Here is a 24,477-nt window from a genome sequence, read left to right on the forward strand (position 1 = left end):
AATCTTCTCGGAATAAAGTTACTATGGGTTCGGCGTTAGTCAAGGGAAAACCCGACTAATCCACTCGACTTTTCAAATTCTGGGACAAAATAACCTGTTGTGTTTGTCCCACTTATTTAAGATTTGGGACAAACAAACCTGGTTATGTTGTTCCAGATGCGATGGGAGGGTAGGTATGCTCATTTCTTCTAAGGGCCGCTATGCCCTCCGACTGATGATCTATATCGCGGCGCTTGGTGACGCCGAGGGCAAGATTGCCCTTCGCGAGGTCGCCGACCGCGAGCATATCTCGCAAAAGTATTTGGAGCAGCTGGTTCGTCCGCTTATGAAGGCGGGCCTGCTTAAGAGTGTGCGCGGCAAGGGCGGCGGCTACATGATGGCCAAGGACCCGGCCGAGGTGCGTGCCGGCGACATCCTGCGTGCCGTTGAGGGCAGCACGGCCCCGGTGGCGTGCGATGGCATCGACAACAGCTGCACCCGCAGCGACCTTTGCTCGACCGTCAAGTTCTGGCGTGGTCTGGACGACGTGATCGAAAAGTACGTCGACGGCGTGACGTTGGCCGACCTGGCCGCCGTCCCCGAGATCAACTTTGACATTAAGCTGTAGGGCTGCAAATGACATCTCTCGACAAGGTGTATAAGCAAATTGAAGTTTTTGCTCGGGAATGTGACGCCGAGAAGGTTGTGCTGTTTGGTTCCCGCGCTCGAGGTGACAACTTGCCTAAGAGCGATATTGACATCGCCGTAGCAGGTTGCCGGGATTTCGGCCGGTTGTCATATTTGATCGAGGAGCGTCTTGATACTCTTTTAGATGTAGATGTCGTCAATCTCGACGAGTCCTTATCGCGTCAATTGCTCGATGAAATTGCCAGGGATGGTGTGATTCTGTATGAAAAAATATGAGAACTTTGTCAGCGCCTTGGCGAATCTTGAGGATGCGCCCAATCAGGATCTCAACAATGATTTTGTTCAGAGTGGTTTGATTAATAAGTTCAATCTTCAATTTGAACTGAGCTGGAAGCTCCTTAAGCGTCTGCTCGAGTATGAGGGCGCCACGCTTGCCGCGTCGGGGTCTCCTCGTGCCATCTTGAAGGAGTCCTACCGATTCTACGACTTTATTGATGAGGCGGCCTGGCTAGATATGCTCAAAGACCGCAATACGAACGTCCATATCTATGACAACAAGCTCGCTCAAGATTTGATTCAGCGCATCTTGAACGTATATATTCCCGCTTTTTGTCAGTTGAGGGACGGGCTGATGGAGCGATACGGCGAGCTTCTGATGGCGCCCGACGACCAGTTTGTTTAATTCCTTAAGTTTTCGCGGAGGGTTGTTGCCGTTTACCGAGAGGTTGTTGTGCAACAACGGGTGAGCTGCAATACTTATTTTTATCTTTGCAAACTGCACTTTAACTATACCAATGCAGGGAGGATCTTATGCAGCCCAAGCATTCTGCGATTGTCGCGGGCCTGACGCTGGCGCTTTCGTTTGGCGCCGTTACCGCACCCGCGCCCGCCGTCGCCGAGGAGCCCACGCCGGGCGTTGCCTCGGATGCCACCGATATTGATAAGGGTCTCTATACCCAGCAGTCCTTCTCGGGCGTGCTGAGGTCGGTCCAGGGCGTTTCGTTTGTTAACGTGACCCCCGAGATGAAGTACTTTACCAAGTACGAGAGCCATGGCAACTATAACCAGGGCTTTTCGTATGGCGACGGCTATAACGCGCTGGGCTATTACCAGTTCGACCGTCGATGGTCGCTCATTCCGTTTATGAAGCAGGCCTACAACTACAACCCCGAAAAATACAGCATGCTCAAGGATGCGATTGATCGCGGCAGCGAGATTTCCAACACGAGCAATGCCATGTACGAGAACGGCCAGCTCACCGAGCTGGGCCGTATTGCGCAGGAGGCCTTCCAAGGTGCGTACAACACCGATCCTGTTGAGTTCTCAGCACTTCAAGATGCCTATGCGTATAACTCGTACTATGCGGTGACCGAGGCGTGGCTCAAGAGCGGCTTGGGCATTGATATTTCGGGCCGCGCCGACTGCGTCAAGGGCATGGTGTGGAGCATCACCAACATGTGCGGCACCGGTGGCTGCAGGGACTTTTTCCGCTGGGCGAATCTTTCTAACGGTATGAGTGATCGCGAGTTTGTGACGGCGCTTTCCAACAGCGTGGTCAATAACGTGGCGACCAAGTATTCGAGCCAGCCCCAGTATCATGAGGGCTGGAAGAACCGCTACCGCAACGAGCTGAAGGACTGCTTGGCTTATATCGCCGAGGATGAGGCTGCCGCTGCGACGCCCGTGCAGCCCGAGCCTACGCCGGCACCCTCGCCGACACCTGATTCGAATGACGACTCGAGTGACGATGCCAACGATGACAGGATGGATGCGCCCTCGACCGATACTGACGGTGATGGTTCTGCTGGTGGTACTACCAACGACGGCTCTACCTCGAACGGCTCCGATTCGAACGGCTCTGCTGCGGGCGATTCGTCTTCAAGCTCTGCCGGCAATACGGACAGCGACGCTTCTGGTTCGACCGGTGCTGGCACCTCTAACTCATCCACCGGCTCGAGCGATTCGTCCGCTGACACCGGCTCTAACAACGGCTCTGGCTCTGATGCAACACCTGATTCCGATGCTTCCAAGGACGACTCGAATAAGGTGCCGGACGCCCCCGTTGCTTCGCCGGACAAGAAGCCTTCTTTCTCCGTGCAGCTTGGTTCTACGCTGGGCTCTTCGCTGATGGCTGGCGTCAATAATGGCTCGACCCAGAACAAGGACAACTCTGATCAGGTTTCCACGGAAAAGACCGAGGCCGCAAAGGGCGACTCCAAGGGCAAGGCTTCCGAAAAGGCTGAATCCGATAAGGGTCCTAGCTCTGATGAGAAGGGCGACAAGTCCGGTCAGAAGAAGGACGAGAGCAAGACCGAGGGCGAAAAGAAACAGCCCGAAGACGACGACAAGAGCGGTGCTGACAACCAGGTCCAAGAGCAAAATGACTCCAAGACGGTGACCACTACAACCACGACGACTACAACGACCAAGTCATCTGGCGGTAACATGCCCAAGACGGGCGACCTTATCGTTATGGCGAGCCTTGCCAGTGCAAGCTTGGCCACACTGGGCGCTACGTCTATCGTAAGTGGTAAGCATAAGCTCGATCAGCAGAAGAAAGCTTCTGGGGAGGACGGCTCGGAGGAGTAGCCTCTTGGTTGCTAGATAACTAAAGAGTTGGGACGGGGTCCGGTGCGAATGCATCGGGCCCCGTTTTGTTGTGCAACGATTAGTTATGCCCCCTCACACCTCTTGTTGCTACCGTTGCCCGATATGTTCGCACGGCGTCGTCGGTACGCGCGAGGCGGTCATTACAATTGGCATCGTGCAGCGATTTAGGGGGAACGTTTTGGTGTCTGAACAGGCAAATGTTGATTGTGCTGCTGGCTTTGGCGTGCGCTTGATCGGCTGTGCCGACGATGCGGTTTTGCCCATTGGCATGCACGACTATGCGGAGGCCCTTGGTTGCTGCATGCTGGTTGACAAGACCATGTTTATTGCCGATGTGTTGGACTGCGACGCGTCCGTTGTGGTGTGCTGTCGACCCGAGGGTTTTGGCAAGAGCATGAACTTGTCGATGCTTAGGGCTTTTCTGGAGCGTCCAGCGGTCGGTCGCTCTGGTCAGCGTTTGTTTGCCGATGCTCAGATTTGGGATGCGAACGGCGGGCGCTATCGGGATGAGTATGCTTGCTATCCGGTGATATCGCTGGACTTTTCTGGCGTCGCGAGGCGTGGCCCCGCTATTGCCGGCGTCGTGCGCGATGCCCTTTCGGGCGAGTGCGCTCGCTTGTTGGCGCTCTTGGAGGCTCCGGATTTAGCTCGAGATAAGGTGCGTCACATCGAACGTGTCGCGCGTGGCGTGGCGAGCGCGGACGAGGTTGACTCGGTGCTCGGTGTGCTCATAGAGCTGCTGGAGGTTGCCTGCGATGAGCAGGTTGTATTGCTCGTTGATGGGTACGATGCGGCGTGGTCTCGCCGTGCGAGCGCGAGGGACGCTTCCGTCGCCGATCCGGCAGAACTACTTGACCGTGTGCTGTTTGACGCCATTGCCACTGCGCGCGATTCGTTGCGGCTGACGTGTCTGATGGGGGAGTGTCCCGGTCCTGCCGAAGCGGCGCTTTCTTCGCGCGGCTGCTCGTATTGTCTGACGACGCCGCTGTCGGCGTGGTGTGACCGATGTTTCGGTTTTTCGGATGCCGAGGTCGATTCTCTTTTGAATCATGCTGGGCGCGAGGAATACCTGGATGATGCGCGTGAATGGCTCGAGGGGTATCGGTTTGGCAGGGCCTATTGCTCGAGTCCAGAGCGTGTGATCGGTTTTCTGGGCCGAGGCTGCACGGCGCCTGTGCGTGCCGATCTGTATGGATATGTCGATTGCCTGAGTAGGGTAGTTGCCGGGTGGAATCTCGACCGCCTTTCGGTCTTGTTTGATTTGCTCGAGGCCCATGGGCGCGCTGAGGTCCCGCTTTGTTTGGGCACTGCAGAGCCAGATGTCTCGCCTGACGATGGCATGTGGACAGCGCTGTATCTGTCCGGTTTTCTCACGACGGATATGACTGAGGAGCCAGAGCATGGCGATCGCCTCCGTGCTTTGCGATTGCCCAATAACGAGCTTCGCCAGGCCTTGCGTCTAGTGATTATTGAGTGGTTTGAGTGCGCTGCAGAAGACATTCGAGACGTCGATGCGTTTCGCGACGGGCTGTGCCATGGGAACGAGGATACCGTGAGGCGGGCGCTAAGCCGCATCTTGGGAGATGCGGGAATCGGTGCGACCGACCCAGATACACCGCTGCCATATCACCTACTCTTGCAAGGACTCTGCTTTGGATTGCCGGGCTATGCCAATCCTGCTTCGAGGCGAAAGTGTGGCGCGGATCGCTGGGACATCCAGGTTTTTCCTACGGGCGCCGTGTTCGACATAGCCGATACGATCGGTATGCTGGGCGAGCGCCCGCTGATAACGATTAACTTGATGTATGACCCCGATGTGGATGCGCTGGGCCTGGAATTGCTGGCCGTGCAGGCGCTACTCGACATAGAGCGCGACGGCATCGACGAAATCCGTGTGCCGCGCCCCGGCGTGGGTCGCATGCGCTGGGGGTTCGGTTTTGATGGGCAGCATGTGGCTACGGTGTGCCAGCGGCTTTAAGCACCAAGGTGTTTCCGGCTTCCGTTACTCGGCGTCCTTCAGGGGCGGCATGGGCTTCCAGTTGGGGTCCTTGACGATCTTGCGGGCGTCCTTCATGCCACGGCGCAGCGCCGGAATACCGGTCTTAAAGCACTTGTCAACGGTGGCCAGGCGAATGAACTCCTTGCAGAAGGTCGCGGCGTTGCCCAGACGGAACAGCATGGGGTGATAGTCGCCATAGATCTGCATGTAGCGGGCCAGATAACCGCGGTTGCGCATGATGTAGTAGCGGTTGGTGTCGCTCGTGGAGTTGAGTTGGCGCTTACCGGCGATGTCCCAGTTAGAGACAGCGCGGGCGCGCTTGAGCACCACGTCGGCAACAACGGCGGCGGGGAAGTGCTGGCTGGCCACGTAGCCATAGCAGGCATCGTCGCCGTAGATGAAGAAGCGCGCATCGGGCAGGCCGATCTTGTCGACCACGCGGCGCGAGAACATGCCGCCCTCAAAGCACAGCTGGTTCATGGCGCGATAGCCCTCGGGGCCCAAGTCCCACTTGGCGACGGGGTTAGGAATGCCGAGCGAAAGGATGAGCTGGTACTGCCAAAAGAAGGCGCCGCCGTCGAAGTCTAGGCGCGAACCCTGGATAACATCGTAGCGGTCGGTCCATTTGGCCAAGCGCTCGATGCCTTCGGGGATGACGAGCACGTCGTCGTCCATGACCCAGAACCACTGGGCACCCAGGTCGTAGGCGCATTTAGTGCCGGCGGAGAAGCCGCCCGCACCGCCGCCGTTTTCGAGCTGCGGGGCGTAGATGACACGGTCGGTTCCGCCCTGCGCGTCGGGCTGCTCGGTGTCGATGCCCCACAGGTTGGCCAGGCGCTCGTTGAATGCGGCGCACATGGCCTCGGTCTCGCGCGAATTCTCGTTATCTACAATCACGATGCGCCAGGGCGTTGCCGTGAGCTCGGTCATGGAGCCGAACAAGTTAGCCAGGAGTTCCTGGCGCTTGTACGTAACGACGACGATGGCGAGCTTATCGATGGGAGCGGGAAGGGTGGAAGTCATGAACGAGAATATCCTTTCGCGTGGGCAGCATATCGGCCCTGCGGAATAAACAACGTGTCCCATGGGACACGACTATTGTAAGCGTAGGCGGGCGCCCGCGGGTAATGTTCCGCTAATCACCAAGAACGTTTGCTGCAAGCCTGGTTGACGTGTGGGCGTAGCGAGATTGCATGCGCGCATTGTGGTATTACATAGGTGCCGATTCTTGTGAACGCAATCTTTCTGTTTGGATGACCTGTGAATAAAACTCGTTTGGCCTCCCTTGCCGATAGCCTTTCCGTCAAGGTCATGTTGCTGTTTTTGGTTCTTCAGGTCGCATTTGTCCTGAGCAATACCGCGGCGAATTGCCTACCGAGGCCCGTTATCGAGTCGCATGCGCAGGGTTCGGAGTCCTCGACCCTGTTGTCTGACATGTATGTCTACGACCACCGTGTTGCAGCTGGTCCTGTTTGCTTTGATAACAATCGTTTTGTCATTGAAGTCGCACAGCAAAAGGATCAAGGTTCTCCGTTTAAGACGATGGCTGTTGCCGAGATCGATGACGTTACGAAAGCCGGCGGGATTACGCACCAGCAGTACTACCGGTATTGGCACGGATGGCAGCTACTTACGAATGTCTGCCTGCTTATTGGCGGTATCGACGTTGTCGTGGTGCCCGCGGCTGCTCTGGCGATTGCCGGCTCCGCTTGCGCTTACGTTGCCTTGCGCGAGCGGTTTTCAATGCCAGTGACGTTGGGTTTCCTTGCAATCCTGTTGTTCTCGACCAATCATTTTTTCAATGTTATCGGCGATCTGCTGCTGTGTATCTCGTTTTTTGTGGCGCTCATCATGATGTCTTGCATGAGCCTTCGTTTGGACTCGGCCCCGAACGCACGGGTTTTCACAAGCCGCCTTGTCCTTTGGTCGATAGCGACTGGCGCCGTGTTTTCGTTTCTTGACTTTTTAACGATTCCTGCCGCAGTTGTCGCCCTGCATTGCTTTTTCGCCTTTATTGCGCTCCCCGAGGGCGAGCGTCCCAAGCGCTGCGTCGTTACGATGCTGCAGGCGCTCTTTGGGTTTGGGCTTTCGTTTGTCTTTACCTGGGCGATGAAATGGGTTGTCGCTGCATCGGTGTTGGGTTTGAACGAGGTCTTTTCGAACGTTCTGGACGAGATGGGCCTTTGGTCTGCACACGGTGCGTCGTCGCTGCTGCCTCAAGCTGACTGGCCTCAGATTTTGAAGGAGTTTTATTGCATGAGCCCGCAGCTGTTTGCCATTTGCTCAACTGCTGGTTATGCGATGCTCTCGAACGTCGTTTGTCTTGTTTCGTTTGCTGCCGTATTGGTGACCTGGATTGCCGTACTCGTATGCTCAATACGGGTTGGCGCGCAAGAGGGTCGTCGTCGCAAAGTGTTGATCCAGTCGCTGCTCATGGCACTGCCTCTGGTGGTTGTTCTGGGTTATTTCGTAGTTATGCACGACCATGCGATCGTTCATATTCCGGTATTTGGCTGCAAGAATTGGGCGATTGTTTTTGCGATTTTATTTGCTTCTGGTGTAAGCGCGCTTCGTGGTCTGCAGGGTCAGAAGGACGTCTAACTGTTCATATGGGCCTTGATGGTGTCGACCACAGTCCGGCGAACGATATCCACGAGGAGCAGGGCAAGCGCGAGACAAAGGCTCATAAGGATTCCGAGCAAAATGGCGGCGGCTGGACGGGGCTCTCCCGTTTGGATGCCTGTCGCCATGGTGTAGATTGCATTGTCGAAGATGGGTCGCCAGACGTTGCAGGTAAACGATTGTACGGCGTAGAAAGCGAGCGTTCCTGCGGCGAGAGACATGATTGTCTTGTCTGCAGCTGAGACTTCGTGGCGCGGCTGATGGAGCGCTGCGGCGGCAACGGATGCGGCGGCCAAGATAAAGGATATGACGGAAGTGGACTTATAAGAGAGCTTCCAGAGCGCGTCGTACTGGCAATTTGCCGATAGCAGGAGCTCGAGCGCGACGGTGGCTGCAATGAGTCCGATAAGCACGATCTTGGATTTTTGAGCGCCGGATGCGTTGCTGTGGCATTCGAGGACAAAACGCATTTCTCCAGCTGCAAAACGCGACCAGGTAGGTAACGGCGCTCATGAGCTTGCGCCACAAAATGATACCGGCAGCTTCGTTTGCCGTCGCCGCGATGTAGCAGTTGATTCCAAATGTTGCGAGCACGAGAAGTGCTACGACAAACGGGGCCCTTATGCTGCCGATTCGCTGCCGTATCGTCGCAATCACTGGGACGAGCAATACGGATGCCGCGTAGACCCAGATAAACTCAATGCCCAGCGTAAGCCAGCCAATCTCATGTAGGGAGATTTCGGGTAGGGGATAGACGTACATCGAGACAAGCAGGCAGACAGCGCAATAAAAGAGTGTGGGCAAGACGATCTTCTTTAACCGCGCAAACGATTTACGAGTGAGGCCCTGCGCGGACGAACCGTTTTGGAGGGCGCGTACCGCCGAGGGAATAAGGAAGTACCCCGAGATCATAAAAAAGACCTCGTTGGCCCAGCAACCTAGCAGGTTAATAAAGCCGAGCGCACCGGAGTAAGGGAAGACGGCGAGTGGCGCATATTCCGGTAGGCCGGTGCAGACGGCTTGGAAGGTCCACTGAAACGTGTGGAATATGGCGATCCCAGCGACCGCGACCAAGCGCAGCGCTTCGATTGAGGTATTTCTGCTTGCTTTTCTGCCCATCAGACTATTTTCCAGCGCGCGCGTTGTATGAACCAAAGTGGGATGCAATCATTTTTAGAGTTTGCTTGGGCCCTTTGTTCCATACGTTATACAAGCCTTCGCCCACGAGGTCCTTGGCGTATGCGCAGTAGCTGATTTTAGGGTTGGCGATGCCCATATACTCGGCATAGAGCTTTTTAGCCGCGGGAGTAACGCGAGGATTGGCAAATACCAGCTCTTGCGGCATGCGTTCGAACATCCTGTGGATGGCCTGCTCGATTTCGGGGTGACCGTCAATTCCTGTGTGCTCAATCATGATGCCCATATAGGTGAAGCCACGTGTGATTTGCGGTGTCCAGACGGCGGAGTCGGTGACGTTGAGCCGCTCAAGAATATCGACCATATCGTTCCAGCGATTAAACGGCATCAAGGGGTCACGCTTTGCCAGGGCGGCTGCCTTTTCGGGTGTTTCCTCGCGGTAGCAGTAATACGGCTTGGGCCAGTAAGCGATGGCCTTTGCCTGGCAGAGCGTTTCGACAAGGAATGGATTGTCGGCCCAGCCCGCACCGGGGATTTCCTTAAACCAGATATTGTTTTGCATCAGAAAGTCGCGACGATAGATTGCCGACCAAATGGACGGATGATGGGCCAGCAGGTGTGGAGCGTCGTGAATGGTGAACGGTTGCCGGGGTGGATTGATGCGACCGCGATATGCGCAATGTAGTTTGACCTCTTGGGGGGTATCGGGGTTGCGAATGATCCAATACGGGGTCTCAATAATATCGAGCTTGTTCGGATTGCCAAATTCGCGCTTGGCAAAGGCAAGCGTGTCGGAGTACATTCCGGGCTCGATCCAGTCATCGGGCTCGAGGATGGCAATCCAGTCGCCCTTTGCCTCGCGAATGCCCAGATTGCAGGTTGCGCCGTAACCCTGGTTTGCCTTATCAATCACTCGAACGCGTGAGTCGCGCGCAGCGAAACCTTGCATAATAGCGAGCGAGTTGTCGGTGGATCCGTCGTTGATGGCGAGGATTTCCAGTTCGATATTCTTTTCGTTTAATAAGCTGCCTATAGCCTGAGAAAGATACGGCTCGGCATTGTAGGTGGGCACGATTACGGTCAGCATTTAAACACTTTCTCTAGGCGATTTGGAAGAATTATAGCCTATTACAACGCAACGATTTCAGTTGCATCCGCCATGAAGAAACTAAAACCGTTGCAAATGAGCGAAAGCAACTAAAATAGTTGCTATAATCGCCATGAGGAAAGGAAGCCTGATGAACAATAGATATTCGGCCCTCATGGTTGATATGAGACATTCGAGATGTCTTTCGGACAGTAGGAGGCAAAGCGCGCAGGAAGATCTTGCGAACGCTATGGACTGCACAAACGAGCTGTTTAAAACTGAGCTCGAAATGCCGCTTATGTTTAGTGCGGGCGATGAATTGCAGGGTCTATTTCGTAGTACGGCTGGCGCATTCTTGGCATACAGATTTATTAAGATACTCGTCCAGACGGTTGATCTTAGGGGCGGTATTGGAGTGGGAGAATGGAAAACTCGGATGCAGTCCGCATTGTCGACGGAACAAGACGGGTCAGCATACCATTGTGCGCGTAGAGCAATTGCTGAGTCTGAAAAGGATAAGTACAGCGATTTAAAGATCATTGATGTTTCGGGCGTTTCGCGCGAGAAGGAACTGTGCGCGGCGGGTTGTCTAGAAATAATTGATCGCAGAAACGAGTCGCAGCGTAATTACTGTGAGGTTGTTGAATTACTGCGACCGCTTATGCTGCATGATGACAGAGACGCGACTTTGAGCAAAAGGTATGCTGAGCTAATCGAGGCGCGTATAGGCAAAAAGTACGGCGCTAAAAGCAATCCGAGCGATTGCGCGCCAGTGGCGTTGGGCAGCTCTCTCAACCTCAACGTAGATAGCATCAGGGCTAGTCATGTAGGGCTTGCGGGACAAATGGGTGTTGCGATGGGGAAGACGAGGCAGGGGCTCGAGAAAAGCCTTAGGCTCGCGAACGTTGTAAGAGAAAGAGAGCTGGCTGCTTTCGCCGTTCATTTCCTTAATGAAATGGAGCCGTCATGAGGGTGTTCGGGTGTTTCCTTCTATTCCACATGCTGTTCGATTTTTATTTTCAGACGAATAAGATGGCAGATAAGAAGGATAGCAATAGAATTGCCCTTGGTCTGCACTGTTTAATTTACGCGGCCGGCGCCGCAGCAACAGTAGCTCTTCTGTTTGAGGCGAGTGTAGCCGCCACGGCTGCGTCCTTTACAGTATTTGCTCTTTCACACTGGTTTATCGATGGCAGCCTGAGAAGAAAGATTGCAGGGCTTGATCTCTCACCGGTTGGTAGTTTTTTGATCGATCAGATGCTGCATATTGTACTTTTGTTTATGTTGAGCGTTCTATGTTGTCACCTCTGGGTCATGCGGCCAATTGCTTCGAATCTCTTGGGCAACCGTGGAGCTGAGCTCTCTTGGGTTTCGACATTGTGCTTTTGCGGACGCCCCTGCAGCATCGCTATTGCCAAGGTCCTCCAATTTCTCCGAAACCCTGGTACGGAGCAGTCGGCGTGCACATCAAATGCACATTCAGGCAAGTGGATTGGAATATTTGAAAGACTGATTGTCGCGGCGCTTTCTCTGCTGAACCAATATTCGGCTATTGCATTTATTTTTACTGCAAAAAGTATCGCGCGCTTTAAACAGCTGGAAAGTGACAAGGATTTCGCTGAGGTTTATTTGCTGGGTTCATTGGCGAGCGTGTTTCTAGCAATGGCTTCTGCGGTCTTATTTATGTACTTGTTTAATAGCGCTGGTTGCTGATGCTAATAAAAGCGTTAATAGGAGAAGGACTGAGAGGGGGCCCATGAATAATTCATCTGATGATTTCAGAAAAGAGCTTATTAACAAAATAAAGCCGTGCATTCATAACTTGACCATGCGGCCCGGTTTTTTTCGCGGTGAATATTGTGAATCCTATGATAGATTTGTTGCTGGAGAGGCGGTGTCGTTTCTCTACGTGCGTGATCCAGGGCCATTAAATAACATGTCAGACGCCGATTTTATCGACGTGTTTCTTCACGGGAACAATATTCGTAACTGTTTCTATTTTATTAGAAACTCTGAAAATCCAGTAGTACGAGAAGAGAATAAAGATCTGTATTTCGACAAAAGCCTAACGAAGAAGGAATTTCTTGACAGCATTTATGAGCAGCTGAAGCAAATGGAAGCTATTGACTGCTTCTCAAAGGATGAGATAGATGATCTTGTTTGTGCAATTGGGAACAGTTTGATTAACATTGAAAATCCTAGCGTCAAGGCAGTTTTTGGTAGCCGCAGGTTTTAGAAGTGCCCTACCTTTCTTTGCATAATTAAATGGCATCTTTTGTGCACTCCTCATTAGGGGCGTCCCTTAGAAGCCAATTTCTCTGTGCGATAATCTAAGCACTGTATATATCAAGTTGAGAGCTGGTGACATGCAATGAAAATCAATGTATAAACATCGGTAGAGTTGCTGAGGCTGATGTTGAAATTGATGGTATTGCCGTAGTCGCAGGAGAGAACGGAACGGGAAAAAGCACGGTCGGGAAAGCTCTCTATGCGGCGTTCAACAGTATGTCCGATTCTGAAAATAAAATCGATCGCATGAGGCGCTATAGCGTTGAGCGTGCTCTCAGAAAGGCTTATATAGGCGGTCCTTTCGGTTCCACGCCTCGCCACAGGCGAAGTGCTGGAAGAATATCCGATTTTATCGATAGGGTTTTTTCGGGTAAGTACACGAGAGATGAACTAATTGATGAGATAAAGGACTATTACGGGAAGGAAATCTCTCGTGAAATTGAATCCGATTTCACGAATGGTGTGGCAGGAGTCGCAGATCAAATTATCGAGATCATGGATATTTCCGATGACGAAGCGTTCCGTGCAATTGCGACAAACAGATTCCGAAGCGAGTTCAACGGCCAGATAAATTCTGTTTTCGACGATGAATCCGGAAGAGTCGAGCTCCAGATAAAGGGCTCTTCTACGCTTTTCTCAATCGCAGGTGATGAGGTAACGGAGGTGTGCGACAGAAGAACCTTGCGATTCAGGGCGCATTATCTAGACGATCCGTTCCTGATTGACTCGCTCGCGGGCCCCTACGGCTCCGCTTTTCGTTCCAGAACTCTACTTGGGCATCAGGAGGAGCTTCGCCAAGACCTGATTAGGTCTACCATCCGCAACGATGACAAAGAGTCCTCGCTATTCGACGAAATTGCAATGGAACGGCACCTGAACGTCCTTATGGAGAAAGTCGTCTCCTTATGTCCGGGTCATTTCGAGAAGAGCGGCAGTCGCGATCACCTTATATATCTTGAAGGGGGTTTTGTTCGAGGGCTAGAGCCAGGCAACCTTTCTGCCGGCTTGAAGACGTTCGCTATCATGAAGGTGCTCTTGAAGTCTGGGGCGCTTGAAGCCGGAGGAACCATTATCCTCGATGAGCCTGAGATTCATCTTCATCCCGCATGGCAGCTTGCCTTTGCCGAGATAATCGTGCTGCTCCAGAAGGAGCTCGGAATGCATGTCTTGATGAGTACCCATAGTCCATATTTCTTGAATGCGATCGAAGTGTATTCTAAAAAGTACGGAATTGATGGATTGTGCTCATACTATCTTGCGGAAACCTGCGCCGATGGACGCTCTCGTTTGACCGACATAACCCGCTCAACGGAAGTGGCCTATGAGAAGTTAGCAGCTCCTTTTGATATTCTTGAGAGGGAGGAGTGCGGTCTTGAGTAGCGACTTGTGCATTTCCTGCCCGCATCCGAAGACTCCCGAGGTGCATGATGACGGTGATGAGTGTGTCCGTTGCAGAACCTGTATTCTAAAGGACTGCATGTCCTCAGTATCCAAAACATCTAAAGATGGGGAGTCTTCCCTAGTTGATGACGACTTCTCTATTGTTAATTTTGACTCCGTTACCGAGAGCTACTGCAAAAGAGTTAATAGGCGAATGGATCTTCCGCGCTCTGCTGATGCACTATATTGTGACCGGGAAACGTTATATCTAATTGAATTCAAAAACGGTAGTCTGACGAAGGGGCTGGGAAAGAGGCTTAATTCAAAGCTTGATGAAGAGCTCGGCATCAATCTTGGCCAGAGGGACGCTCTCGTTGAGAAATGCAAGGACAGCGTTTTGATCTGTTCGGATTTATGGGGAAAGAGAACAAGTTGGTTTCGCGAGCACTGCGTTTTTGTTTTGGTGTACAACGGAAACAAGAATGAGCCGACGAATCAGTCGGCGTCAAAGCTGATTTCCGACTCGATTAGGAAAAAGGCACGCTTTGGGCTTTCGGACAAATTAAAAGGATTTTGCGTGAAGGACGTCTTGACGCTAACAGAAAGTGAATTTTCTAGAACGCTCCTACCGGCTTGGCGAGGCGCAATGGAATCAAGAGAGGACATTTAGGATCAGATTGTGCAGTTTAGATAACGGGTGATGTAGCACCTGCCCCAAGCTGTGGTAGGTCGCGTCGGCCATCGGGATATGGCGTACGACCCTTGCGGTCGGGTCCCATCTACCGCACGCCTGTTGGACCCGGAAGAGGCCAACGCGCCAGTCGGGATGCGCCTGGGTGTTCCGCGGCGACATTCCCGAGTAGCGCCAAAGGCAGCGCTTCAGCCTCGAGCACAGGTCGTTCACTATCTCCATCCGCTCCAGGCGGACTGGGTCGTTGACGTTTGCCCCGTGCGCCTCACTCTCGACCCCGCCATCCTTGGCTAGCGTGCCGTGCGCCGTATCCCGGGCGTTTCGGCGCACGTACGAACGCCCGCCCGGAGGGATTGTCATCAAACAAAGTTCCGGGTGGGCGCTTGGGTATGAATTTATCGTAACTTGTCGTTACTCCTCGGGCATCAATTAACGCAATTCTACCTTCCAAGTCAGCTTGGCAAAATACATAGTGACCCTTTCCGTTGTATCCTTTGTTAATTAATGCCTTGTATCCGAGAATCTCTTTGGTTTTTAACGCAAACGCTTGGCATGATCTTCTGAGAAGGTGCGCCGCTAATGTCAGATGATCTTCGCCGTCAATTTGAGACAGGTGACCTTCGTAGTCAATCTTTTCGAGGGTAGTGTCGAGAAAGTTGGTGCAGCGCCCGATCCGAAACGAGTCGGCCCGGCGTCCGGGAACCTGGAACACGGTTGATATCCTATGCCGCCTCGATCCTGTCCGCAAGCTCGAGGCCGGATTCGATCATCTTCCTGGCCTCCGCCTCCAGCCGCTCCCAGTCGACCGTCCCGTCGATTCCACGCGTGCGGCCCTCGTCGTAGAGCTCCCTCATCTTTGCCTCCGAGAAGTATCTGGACTCCTGCCATATCTCGTCCTGCTCGCACATGACCGCGCCCGCGAGCCGCACCAGCGAGCCCGTTGACGGGAACACCTGCACGACGCGCGACCTGCGCTTTATCTCTCGGTTGGTCCGCTCCTGGACATTGTTGGTGCGCAGGCGCTTCCAGTGGGTTGGCGGGAAGTCGAGGTAGGCCAGCGCGTCCGGCTCGGCCTCCTCGAGGATCGCCGCCGCCCTCGGGCAGCAGCTCTCTGCTCGTGGCAAAGACACTTCCCATGGTGCCTCACGAGTATGTTTCCTAAGAAACTGCAGGCCTACCTCGACTGGTACGTTCGCCTTTTGCGGGTCAACAGGGTCCACGAGAGGTTGGACCCGACCACTAAAAGCGATGTACCATGTGCTGAGGTCCGTGAAAGCCTTTCGCAGCTTAGGGTGGATGGGGTACCATCTGCTATCCAAAGCGTTGAACAATAAAATATAATAGTACCGCTGCCATCGTTCCAAATAAGACTCGAGCTACAGGGTGGAATCTAAAGTACTTTACCGAGGGCAATATATTTTTAGAGACAAAAAATCCGATTAGCAGTACTTCAAGTGCGCTAAGCATATTAGTGAATAAATTGATTGAGGCATAATTGACGGTTGCGTCGTTTTTAACTAATCCCGCAACTGTGTTTAGCATAGATACTAAAATTGCCAGCACACTAATGATAATACTGAAAACGTTTGCGGATTCTTTGTTAGATTCACTCTTATGTTCTTCGTCAAATTGTCGAAGAGCCATTCTGCCTTGCAATGTCAGGAAAACGTTTGAGTGCTCATGTCGAATATAGCCAAGGGCCATTAAATCCTTCAGTGATTCAGTATGTTTTATCCTTTTCAATTCGCTATCTGTTAAGGGAGCACCGTTTGATTTGAGGAATGAGTACATAATTTCATCGGCTCCAAAGGGGATTGTGGTGTTTTTATCTTTCAATTTTGATTCGCTCCTTGCATATTCAGCGCTTGCATTGCTACTGCGTTACTTTTCTGACCTGATGACTGCATTTGCTCAAATTAATGTGATTTTTTAAATGCTTAAATTCTCCGAGTGGTTGTAGGTGCCGCCAAGATTCTTTCGATAATTGATTGAGCCAGTCTCGCTCTGTCCGATGCCCTAGCCCTTATTCTTGTCTTCAGTTCGTCGATCTCTTCCGACTTTGTGATTTCCAGATACCTCCTCTTTATCCGCTCGTGCTCAACGGTGCGCACGAACCTTGCTGTGACGAGCATGGGACCGAGTTTCCATCGATGAAGGTGCTGACGAACCTCACCCTTTGCCTGACCTTGTAGTTTATCCGGTCGATGCCGTTGTTGGCTCGGGCGGGGAGTCCGTGTAGGCGAGTGTGCCTGAATCGGAATCCGTTCTGCGCGGTGAGCTCGCGCATGCTTGACCGCTTCCTCATATGGTTCTCGTTGACCGGGCTGACAAGGCACGCCGACAGTCATAGGTGCGACGCGTTCGAGGTTCAGTTTCGGACGGAACCCACTAGAATGTGCGAGATGACCTAGGGGCACCTTGCGGCTGTACTGGGGTTACTGGAAGGGGCGGCAATATCGTTGGATTAACTTTCTTTAACTGAGACTTTTTTAATTGACACGCACATATAAATCTTTTCTGCATACTCGACTGCTTCTGCAGTCTCTGCGGCGCTCCGTCATTGATAAATCACCTGACAGAGAGGGGAATTCGATGTCATAGCTGGCGTCTTTATTGGAGGATAAGATTGCTTGATAGCTATATGTTTTCATCTCTGGTCATCTCAGACTATTAAAGATATTGTTGGCAGCTTTTATGATTTCCGGTACGTTCCAATCGGAATCATTTTTTGGTAGTTTATAGACATGACTTCTGCTTCGTGTGCGCATTCAGTTTTTTGCACTGGATAAAATCAACTGCATCTAATTTAGCTAGATTGGGAAGCGATATTGCATGGTGCTAAGCTTGACGCAGAAAGAAACATATCGGGAGACGCTGGCTAATCTCGTTGCCAAGCAAAACGATGGCGTTTCCATTGTTTCCGCAGGGAAGGAGCTGGAAGCTCTATCGACTTTTCTCGTCCCACGAATGCTTTACCGCTATCGTCCTCCAACTGAATACGCTTTTGCCGACCTAGAAAACGCAACTGTTACATTTTCTCATCCAAGGGTTTTCAGCGATCAGCGCGACTCGGTGCCGATCTATAACTGGAATGGTATAGATGAAATCGAAAGTTATCTCAATGATGATGAACAAGCGTTAGAGATAATTAATCAAATTGATTTTAGACGACTTGCGTTTGTTTTAGGGGCTCTGGGGGTTCCTTTAAATCGAGCAAGAATTGATGAGTTCGAGATGCTATCCGATGAGGGGAGAGTTAGCCTTTTTCGCTCGGCTGTTAAAAACTTGCGTTTATTTGTTGGAGGATTTATTGCTCCAGTTCATCAGAATAACTGCCGAAATTGTTGCCGCATTTTGTGCCTAACAGACAATCCTAGCGATTCAAATATGTGGAATGTTTATTCCGAAAACCAAGCGGGTTTCGTTCTTGCTTACGACAGAGAAGCTATTTGCAATTGCAATATTGCTAACGGAATGCGTACTGAGATATTGCCAATTTTATATGATGACAAACCATTTAATTGCGACCCCCAAATTGCTTGGACTGCTGCTAGGATGCTTGGTCTTAATGTGGGCAGCGACGACATGCTTAGTGATCTGCGGGCAATTTACAGAAAGGGCAGTGCGTTTGAGTGGGAGAACGAATTTCGTGGCTGTCTTGTACCAGAGCCAGATGAGCTTGAGATGAATTATGTACAACGCCCATGCAAGCCGTTGCGAGTTATTCTTGGGAGCAGGATGACTCAAGAGGATAGAGAGCGTTGCATTTTCGCGGCGAATAAACTGGATATTCCTGTAGATGAACAGTGATAGTTATCCGTTAATAGTGCCGTATAGTCATTTGTTTGTCAGCTGAATCGTGTACTAGTGGACTCCTGAGTTGGCGATTGCTATATCTACTGGGACATTTCGAAAGATAATTTGATGTAATTTACGTTAATGGGAGTTGTTTATCTAAGATTTTCTTATCAAATTGGGATTATTACTTGGTTCTTGGTGAGCCCGTGAGCACGTAATACTGAGCAGTTTAATCAAGCGGGTCGCTCCCCGGGGATTGGGGGCGCTGCTCTTGGCCAATGGTTTTACCGCGTGGTTACTCTGGCGTGCTCGAGCAGGAAGGATGAAGGAGATGATCCATGCCCCTGGACACAGCGAGTGCTTCTTGTTTTATGGGTTATTGTGTCCTTAACCGCTTATTTGATATCAACTGACACGCAGTCTAATTATGTGGGCTATTATCTTTATTTTGTCGTTATTAGGTGCCTTTGCGTTAAGACTGATGGAGATGATTCATATGGCATATCCTCCGAAACGTCCAAGTAGCCACATAATTGAAACAGCGGCATGCTCTTTCGTCACCTCCCTTATGCCTTCTGAAAGCTGGGTTGTTCGAGACTTAACAGAACGTGATTTTGGAATCGATAAAATTTTTGAGCGCTTTGAAAACGGATTCGCTACTGGTGAATTAATGGCAATTCAGGTGAAGGGAACAGATAAACCTCTCGAAGATAAACCTGAAATTCCATTTTCCATTGATACGAAGACGCTTTTATACGCTGAAATGTTTGCAATACCCTTTCTTTTAATCAGGTGCTCTTTGGCGGATGATGGAGCGTGCTATTTTGTTTGGTTGCAAGAGTATATTCGTGTTCGTTTGAATTTTGATAATTCGTCTTGGCGAAAGCAAGGGTCAAATACTATTTTGATTCCAGCTTCCAATAGATTGGGCGATACCTCTGCTGAAAGTCGGTTAATCCATATCTCTCGGTTTCCAAAAATGAAAGAGTCATGGCTTAAATATTATATAGATACATGTGATTTAGCGTATCAACTTCCAAATTTTATTGAGGAGGATACCATCACATTAGATTTCGCAATACAATATGTTTTGCCTGCTCTTGATAGCCTTAAGAAGGCTAATAACATGCTTGGTTTTATTTCTAACCACCTTGTGGCTACTAAATTGAGCCAAGCTATTGAGCTTGGAAAACGTATTTGCGACAAAGAGTTTGAAAGCGAATTAACTGAATCGTTTTTTAAATTCGTTTGCCTGTGTTCTGATGTGCGCAAATCTATAGATATGCTATCACTTAGATTCGACGTCGATCATATGAGGTTTTTATATGAGTTCGAAGGCGTAGCGGAGTATTAGCGATCTGTCTTTTGCTGTGGGCTGAATGTAATGCGGGATTTCTTGTTGAATACTTTAATCCACTGCTTATCTTCAAGAGATTGATTTCCGAACTCAGCCGAACACATTAAGCGAATAGTCCGTTCCCGCAGCTAGCCGAACGCCCCCGAGGTCCCATTCGGGCTCCCGGGGGCGGCATTTTCCCAGTTGAAGGAACGGTGGAGATGTGTTTCGATAGGTCCGGTGGCCATGCTCCGCCTGCCGCCCGGCATCTCTTCCCGCTGGCCGGAGTTCTTCTTGACGGGCGATCCGTGGCTTGGGGCAAACCTATCCTCCGAGAGCGAGTACTTCTCGCTTCGGCGCGAAGCAATCCCAAGATCCGGCATAGTACGCTCAAGAGCCGCGAGGGCGGTGGAAGGTTTAGCTTCGTTATTGGTTTTTGGTGGTGTTATATCTGTTTGAATTTAATTCATAGGGTTGTAGCGCCTCAAAGCTGGTGGCTCTCCCTGATGGATGGTTTTTAATAAACCATATCTTTAGTGAATTCTAATGATATAAAGTTGTGGACTTATGGGAGTGGCGTATGGATGAGTTGAGTCGAGCGCATTATGATATGGAATCTATTGTTTCAAATATCGTGACTATTTTGGAAAACTGTAAAAGTATCGGAGATTCATTGGGGCTGCCGATGGATGCAGTAAGCATCGTGTTTGATGAAACGTTGGACGGCATTTCATTCTTTAAGGCCGTCAAAGCGGTGGCTTCAATCCCTGATCAGCTCTTTTTTAATAAGGTTGAACGCTTCCTTGTCGGACTGGATTCCGTCGATGACGAACAGCGTCGTTCGTTCTTTGCTAAGAACGAGAAGAAGTTGATCGAGAATTTTGAAACTACCTTGAATTTGATCAATAAAGTTGAAGACAGACGAAAGGTGGATTATCTAAGTAAGCTGTTCTCGGCCTTCATTGAGGAAAGCATAGGATACAACGAGTATTTGAGGCTTGCTGGTTTGGTTGCAAATACTCCTTCTACTGATTTGCAGGCGCTTTGCTCCTTAGATTTACGTGGTGACATACATCTCAATGATGTCGAGAAAGAATCTCTCGCGCAGAACGGCTGGCTGATATACGCCGGGCAAGAAGTTCTTGAATTTGATTCATTAAGCGAGAATGACCTTCAGAAATCTGATGATCAGCTATATAAGGCCAGCAAATCTGCTGTCAGTTTTGTGAACCTGATGCGCAGCAAGACTGATAAGGGTCCTATTTAGACCTCAATTTCCTTCAGGCCCGTGCGTAGCCTGCTTTAGAGGCTTGAGTTGTAGATAACACTTTTTGAGCCTTGCTCCGTGTGACAGCACGTAAAAGCTGTACTGTGTTTGGGCAGGTAAAAGTCCAAGACGATTAGATATCCGAGAGGATATCGAGCCCGCGCCTGGGACTTTGATTCCGGCGACAATTAGGTTTCCATGAGGATATCGCGGCTGACAGCCAACAGAAAACCGCCCTATACGCTCCTTCCGCGCGCCGCCTGCTCAAACGATTTGCGCCGAATTGCCTGTTGCTATGGCCTGTCCGTGCGTTTTGCTAGGCGGGCTTTCTTTTACCGCGGACACGGAGAGCATGCTTATAGGCAACGTTGCGTGCTGCGAGCCAGGCGTTTCGGGCGTTGGCTGGGTGTGGATCGATGCCGGTCGTCTGGAACTCAATGGTTATACGAATGAGGCCATTGGCGCCGAAGGTGACCTTGTGGCTAACCGTTCGGCGCACCATGGCTTGGCTCGCGTCCCCCCAATCTAGTAGACTCTAAACCGTTGCTAGATTAGGGGGATTTTCCATGAAGCGCTCCATGAAACGAGTTTCCGGGGCCGTCGTCGCGCTCGCGCTCGCGGCCGCCCTGGCCCTGTGCGGGCCCGCGGCTTACGGCGAGCCCGCCGCCCAGCCCGAGGCCCCACAGGCCGGCGGGGGCCAGGCGGAGCCCGCCCGGGCCGAGGAGGCCGCGCCCGTCTCGCTCTCGTACTCGGCCCACGTCTCCGATATCGGCTGGATGGGCGCCGTCGCCGGCGGCGGCGTCGCCGGCACGACCGGCAGGGGGCTCCCCCTCGAGGCGCTGCGCCTCGTTCTGTCCGACGCCTCGACCGGCGAGCCCCTCGGCTCCGACGCCATATCCGTCGAGGCCCACGTCTCCGGCGTCGGCTGGCAGGCCGCCGTCGGCAACGGCGGCACCGCCGGCACCACCGGGCAGTCCCGCGCCGTCGAGGCCCTGAGGGTCAGGCTGTCCGGGGAGCTGTCCGCCCGCTACACCGTCTGGTACCGCGTCCACTCCGCCGAGTTCGGGTGGCTCGGCTGGGCGTGCGACGGCGCCGACGCCGGCTCGGCGGGCTACGGCCGCGCCGTCCAGGCCGTCCAGGTCGCGGTCCTGCCCAAGGGCGACCCCGCCCCGGGCGACACGTCCACGCCCTTCGTCGACAGGTCCTCCGAGCCCCCCTCGGTCTCCTACCGCGCCCACGTCGCCGGCATCGGCTGGCAGGGCGCCGTCTCGGGCGGCGCCGCGGCCGGCACCACCGGGCAGGGCCGCGCCCTCGAGGCCCTCTCGGGCTCCGTGTCCTGGTACGGGCACGGCTCCTCCTCCCTCGAGGTGAGGGCCCACGTCTCGAACGTCGGCTGGCAGGGCTGGACCTCGGGCGCCGCCGGCACCACCGGGCGCTCCCTGGCGGTCGAGGCGCTCCAGTTCAGGCTCTCCGGCGAGGCCGCCTCGTCCTACGATGTCTGGTACCGCGTGCACTGCTCCGACTACGGCTGGCTCGGCTGGGCCAAGGACGGCGCGTCCGCGGGCACGGTGGGCCTGTCGAAGGCCGTCCAGGCCGTCCAGGTCGTGCTCGTCCCCAAGGGCGGCGCCGCGCCGGGCCCGGCCGGCGGCGCCTTCCGCGGCGCCGGCGAGCGCCTGTCCGGCTCGGCCCTCTCCGTCTCCGGCTCGCCGGCGGGCTCGTCGTTCTCCGGCGGGGTCCTGACGCTCGGCTCCGAGAGGGGCCCCGTGCTGGGCTCCGTCGCCGCGACCGTCGACAACCTCGAGTCCGACGGGTCGGTCGGCTACCGCGGCCTCCTGCTCGGCTCCGGCTGGCAGGGGGAGCCGAGCTCCGACGGGGCGCAGCTCGTCGCCACGGGCGGCGGGTTCCAGCTCAAGGCCGTCCGCTTCGAGCTGTCCGGCGGCCTCGCCGAGCGCTACGACGTCTGGTGCCGTTCCTGCGACTCCGCGCGCGGCTGGACCGGCTGGGCGAGCGCCGGCGAGCCCTCCGGCGTCGAGTCGGGCGCCTCGGGCCTCACCGCGGTCCAGGTCGCCCTCGTCGCGAAGGGCTCCGGCGCCCCCGGCCCGACCGAGGGGGCCTTCGTCTCCGGCGCCGCCCCCGGCCCGTCGCTCGTCCTGCAGGGCCATGTCGCGGAGCGCGGCTGGCTGCAGGCGGTGGGCGGCGGCGAGGACGTCGGCACGACCGGCAGGGGCCTCGCGCTCCAGGCGGTGCGCGCCTACCTCGAGGGGGCGGGCGAGGGGAGCTCCGTCTCCGTCGCGGCCCACGTGGCCGGCATCGGCTGGCAGGACGCCGCCTCCGCCCCCTCCTACGCCGGCACGGTGGGGCAGGGCCGCGCCGTCCAGGCCGTGAGGGTGTCCCTCTCCGGCCCCGTCTCCGATTCCTACGACGTCTGGTACCGCGTCCACGCGGCGGGCTACGGCTGGCTCGGCTGGGCCAAGGACGGCGAGGCCGCGGGCACCGAGGGCCTCGGCGTCCAGGCCGAGGCGCTCCAGGTCGTCCTCGTCGAGAAGGGCGGCGACGCCCCCTCGTCGGGCGCCCCCGCCGAGCTCTCCGTTCCCTCGCTCAGCCTCAGGGCTCACGTCTCCGGCGTCGGCTGGCAGCCCGCCGTCGGCAACGGCGGCACCGCCGGCACCACCGGCCAGTCCCGCGCGGTCGAGGCGATCTCGGCCGAGGTCTCCTCGCCGGTCTCCGGCGGCCTGTCCTACAGCGCGCACGTCTCCGGCGTCGGCTGGCAGGACGAGGTCTCGGGCGGCGCCCTGGCCGGCACCACCGGCCAGGGCAGGGCGGTCGAGTGCGTCAAGATGCGCCTGACCGGCGGCCTCTCCGAGTACTACGACGTGTGGTACCGCGCCTACGTGCAGGACTACGGCTGGCTCGGCTGGGCCAGCGACGGGGCCCGCGCCGGCACGACCGGCATCGGCTACCGCGTCGAGGCGCTCCAGGTCCGCATCCTCGCGAAGGGCTCCGCGGCCCCGGGTCCCACGGACGGCGCGTACAGGGACCGCCCATTGCATCCGAATTCGGTTGTCCTCAACGTTCCCTGCACAATGCAGAATCCTGAGCTTCCGACTGGTTGCGAGTCCGTTGCATTGACTAATGCGCTCAACTATTACGGATTTGGGCTGGGCAAAACCGTTATTGCAGATGCGTATATGCCTAAGAGCAGCTGGGATTTTGTGACGGCGTTTTGGGGTAATCCGCATGGTGCTTCGAACGGAAACTGCATATCCGCTCCCGGCTTGACCAATACGGCTAATTCTTTTTTGATTAGTCGTGGAAGCAGTTTGCGGGCGTATGACGTCACGGGCACTGGTTTCTATGATCTTTATTCCTATTTGGAAGCCGGACATCCCGTTATTATCTGGTCAACGATTGGTATGCAAAACTTGGGAAGCTGCTATGCGACCCAGGCATATGGCGGAAGGGTCTATCGAACCTACACCAATTCCCATACCGTCGTTCTTAGGGGCTTTAATCGTTCCCTGGGTACCGTTTACATGGCTGATTCACTCGCTGGCTATGTCTCTAACTCCGCCCAGCGCATTGCTTCGTTATACTCGCAACGAGGGGCACAGGCGATTGTCCTTAAGTAGGTTCG

At 53.9% G+C, this 24,477-nt stretch carries 21 protein-coding genes; 15 read left to right on the plus strand and 6 right to left on the minus strand.

Features of this window, described 5'->3' with window-relative positions; genetic code table 11:
- Window positions 1-175: 175 nt before the first annotated feature.
- The 5 genes from DWV58_RS03150 to DWV58_RS03170 all read left to right on the plus strand — a co-directional run bounded on the left by DWV58_RS03150 (window position 176) and on the right by DWV58_RS03170 (window position 5,215).
- Window positions 176-607, plus strand: a complete 432-nt coding sequence (locus tag DWV58_RS03150) for an Rrf2 family transcriptional regulator (protein ID WP_055310594.1) — start codon at window positions 176-178, stop codon at window positions 605-607.
- An 8-nt stretch (window positions 608-615) separates the two neighbouring features.
- Window positions 616-903, plus strand: a complete 288-nt coding sequence (locus DWV58_RS03155) for a nucleotidyltransferase family protein (RefSeq protein WP_089572006.1) — start codon at window positions 616-618, stop codon at window positions 901-903.
- Window positions 890-1,309, plus strand: coding sequence for an HI0074 family nucleotidyltransferase substrate-binding subunit (locus DWV58_RS03160; RefSeq protein ID WP_089572004.1), 420 nt, complete (start codon window positions 890-892; stop codon window positions 1,307-1,309). The genes DWV58_RS03155 and DWV58_RS03160 overlap by 14 nt, the downstream gene beginning before the upstream one ends.
- A gap of 128 nt (window positions 1,310-1,437) precedes the next feature.
- Window positions 1,438-3,216 carry a hypothetical protein gene (locus tag DWV58_RS03165; protein ID WP_117629106.1) on the plus strand — a complete coding sequence of 593 codons (1,779 nt, stop codon included), beginning with the start codon at window positions 1,438-1,440 and terminating at the stop codon, window positions 3,214-3,216.
- Window positions 3,217-3,418: 202 nt separating this feature from the next.
- On the plus strand, window positions 3,419-5,215 hold the full coding sequence (locus DWV58_RS03170; RefSeq protein ID WP_158551588.1) for an AAA family ATPase: 1,797 nt from the start codon (window positions 3,419-3,421) through the stop codon (window positions 5,213-5,215).
- A 24-nt stretch (window positions 5,216-5,239) separates the two neighbouring features.
- Here DWV58_RS03170 and DWV58_RS03175 read toward each other — a convergent pair whose 3' ends face one another.
- A complete protein-coding gene (locus DWV58_RS03175; RefSeq protein WP_117776156.1) occupies window positions 5,240-6,259 on the minus strand; it encodes a glycosyltransferase in 1,020 nt (339 codons plus the stop codon).
- A gap of 237 nt (window positions 6,260-6,496) precedes the next feature.
- On the opposite strand from DWV58_RS03175, the gene DWV58_RS03180 reads away from it, so the two are divergent.
- The gene (locus DWV58_RS03180; protein WP_117776157.1) at window positions 6,497-7,837 is read left to right on the plus strand and encodes a hypothetical protein; all 1,341 of its coding nucleotides are present in this window, start codon (window positions 6,497-6,499) and stop codon (window positions 7,835-7,837) included.
- Here the strand turns inward: DWV58_RS03180 and DWV58_RS09840 are convergent.
- The 3 genes from DWV58_RS09840 to DWV58_RS03195 all read right to left on the minus strand — a co-directional run bounded on the left by DWV58_RS09840 (window position 7,834) and on the right by DWV58_RS03195 (window position 10,082).
- Window positions 7,834-8,079, minus strand: coding sequence for a hypothetical protein (locus DWV58_RS09840; RefSeq protein WP_117776158.1), 246 nt, complete (start codon window positions 8,077-8,079; stop codon window positions 7,834-7,836). The genes DWV58_RS03180 and DWV58_RS09840 overlap by 4 nt on opposite strands.
- Before the next feature lie 100 nt (window positions 8,080-8,179).
- The gene (locus DWV58_RS03190; RefSeq protein WP_117776159.1) at window positions 8,180-8,977 is read right to left on the minus strand and encodes an acyltransferase; all 798 of its coding nucleotides are present in this window, start codon (window positions 8,975-8,977) and stop codon (window positions 8,180-8,182) included.
- A 4-nt stretch (window positions 8,978-8,981) separates the two neighbouring features.
- On the minus strand, window positions 8,982-10,082 hold the full coding sequence (locus DWV58_RS03195) for a glycosyltransferase (protein WP_117776160.1): 1,101 nt from the start codon (window positions 10,080-10,082) through the stop codon (window positions 8,982-8,984).
- A 151-nt stretch (window positions 10,083-10,233) separates the two neighbouring features.
- On the opposite strand from DWV58_RS03195, the gene DWV58_RS03200 reads away from it, so the two are divergent.
- The 5 genes from DWV58_RS03200 (at window position 10,234) to DWV58_RS03220 (ending at window position 14,421) form a co-directional block, all read left to right on the plus strand.
- On the plus strand, window positions 10,234-11,052 hold the full coding sequence (locus DWV58_RS03200) for a SatD family protein (RefSeq protein ID WP_158564512.1): 819 nt from the start codon (window positions 10,234-10,236) through the stop codon (window positions 11,050-11,052).
- Window positions 11,049-11,795, plus strand: coding sequence for a DUF3307 domain-containing protein (locus tag DWV58_RS03205; RefSeq protein ID WP_117776162.1), 747 nt, complete (start codon window positions 11,049-11,051; stop codon window positions 11,793-11,795). Before DWV58_RS03200 ends, DWV58_RS03205 begins: the two co-directional genes overlap by 4 nt.
- A 43-nt stretch (window positions 11,796-11,838) precedes the next feature.
- Window positions 11,839-12,318, plus strand: a complete 480-nt coding sequence (locus tag DWV58_RS03210; RefSeq protein WP_117776163.1) for a hypothetical protein — start codon at window positions 11,839-11,841, stop codon at window positions 12,316-12,318.
- A 125-nt stretch (window positions 12,319-12,443) separates the two neighbouring features.
- The gene (locus tag DWV58_RS03215; protein WP_158564513.1) at window positions 12,444-13,751 is read left to right on the plus strand and encodes an ATP-binding protein; all 1,308 of its coding nucleotides are present in this window, start codon (window positions 12,444-12,446) and stop codon (window positions 13,749-13,751) included.
- A gap of 97 nt (window positions 13,752-13,848) precedes the next feature.
- A complete protein-coding gene (locus tag DWV58_RS03220) occupies window positions 13,849-14,421 on the plus strand; it encodes a hypothetical protein (RefSeq protein ID WP_118260275.1) in 573 nt (190 codons plus the stop codon).
- A 743-nt stretch (window positions 14,422-15,164) separates the two neighbouring features.
- Here the strand turns inward: DWV58_RS03220 and DWV58_RS03230 are convergent.
- Entirely contained in the window at window positions 15,165-15,566 is a 402-nt protein-coding gene (locus tag DWV58_RS03230; protein WP_233540489.1) for a transposase, read from the minus strand.
- Between the two features lie 187 nt (window positions 15,567-15,753).
- A complete protein-coding gene (locus DWV58_RS03235; protein ID WP_117776167.1) occupies window positions 15,754-16,278 on the minus strand; it encodes a hypothetical protein in 525 nt (174 codons plus the stop codon).
- 996 nt (window positions 16,279-17,274) lie between these two features.
- Between DWV58_RS03235 and DWV58_RS03245 the strand changes: the two genes are divergently transcribed.
- The 4 genes from DWV58_RS03245 to DWV58_RS03260 all read left to right on the plus strand — a co-directional run bounded on the left by DWV58_RS03245 (window position 17,275) and on the right by DWV58_RS03260 (window position 24,472).
- Window positions 17,275-18,252 (plus strand): DUF2971 domain-containing protein, encoded by a 978-nt coding sequence (locus DWV58_RS03245; protein ID WP_117776169.1) that lies wholly within the window; start codon window positions 17,275-17,277, stop codon window positions 18,250-18,252.
- A gap of 484 nt (window positions 18,253-18,736) precedes the next feature.
- Complete coding sequence (locus DWV58_RS03250; protein WP_158564514.1) at window positions 18,737-19,594, plus strand: DUF4365 domain-containing protein; 858 nt, start codon at window positions 18,737-18,739, stop codon at window positions 19,592-19,594.
- A 562-nt stretch (window positions 19,595-20,156) separates the two neighbouring features.
- Window positions 20,157-20,843, plus strand: a complete 687-nt coding sequence (locus DWV58_RS03255) for a hypothetical protein (RefSeq protein WP_117583721.1) — start codon at window positions 20,157-20,159, stop codon at window positions 20,841-20,843.
- 566 nt (window positions 20,844-21,409) lie between these two features.
- Window positions 21,410-24,472 carry a C39 family peptidase gene (locus tag DWV58_RS03260; protein WP_117776171.1) on the plus strand — a complete coding sequence of 1,021 codons (3,063 nt, stop codon included), beginning with the start codon at window positions 21,410-21,412 and terminating at the stop codon, window positions 24,470-24,472.
- Window positions 24,473-24,477: the final 5 nt, after the last annotated feature.

This window comes from Collinsella sp. AF11-11 (genome assembly GCF_003465485.1).
Taxonomy (GTDB): Bacteria; Actinomycetota; Coriobacteriia; order Coriobacteriales; family Coriobacteriaceae; genus Collinsella.